General features: G+C 37.2%; 1 pseudogene. It reads left to right on the top strand.

From position 1 onward, the window contains the following. Positions 1-19 precede the first annotated feature (19 nt). A pseudogene (locus tag AN490_RS01270) lies at positions 20-635 on the top strand (addiction module component); the annotation flags it as partial.

The following is a 635-nucleotide window of genomic DNA, read 5'->3' as shown; positions in this document are numbered from 1 at the left end:
CCCCAAACTTTGCACATTGATGAGAAAGTTTTGGTATCGAGGTCACACAAAAGTTTGTAACCAAATTATTCTTAGGGCTTTTGATACTAAATTAGATAGCAAAGGCTTAGTGTGGTTGCGTTTCGGAGGGTTAACTCCATGTAAAACCCTCAAGTTACCAACGACTTTACCGACGGAAGTAAAATGTCAGTTAAGGCTAATCAAGCGTAATTGCAGATGGGAAATACATTACACGACTGACATTGAAAAAGCTGAAAAAAAGACTCAAGGTAAAATAATTGGATGTGACAGAGGCTACACAGAAGTGTATGCCACATCTTCTAACGATGGTGCTAGATTTTTAGGCAATAATTTCGGTAAAATCCAAACAGAAGAGACTGATTATAGAACAGCGAAACAAGTTAAACGCAACAAAATCAGGTCAGTTTTTAATAAATCTATCGCCAAGGGAAACAGTGCTAAAGCTGATAGGATTAAACGGAATAACCTTGGTAAAATCAAGTGGAATAATCGGGAAACATCCTTTAAAGGTAGGATTAAAACCATCGTTTTTACAGCCACCCATGACTTGATGTTAAATGCAATCAAGGTAGCTTTTGAAGATTTGACGGAAGCAATAAAAAGCAAAAAGCCCA

This window comes from Anabaena sp. AL09, from assembly GCF_001672255.1.
Classification (GTDB): Bacteria; Cyanobacteriota; Cyanobacteriia; order Cyanobacteriales; family Nostocaceae; genus Dolichospermum; species Dolichospermum lemmermannii.
This window is presented reverse-complemented; position numbering and strand designations above follow the sequence as displayed.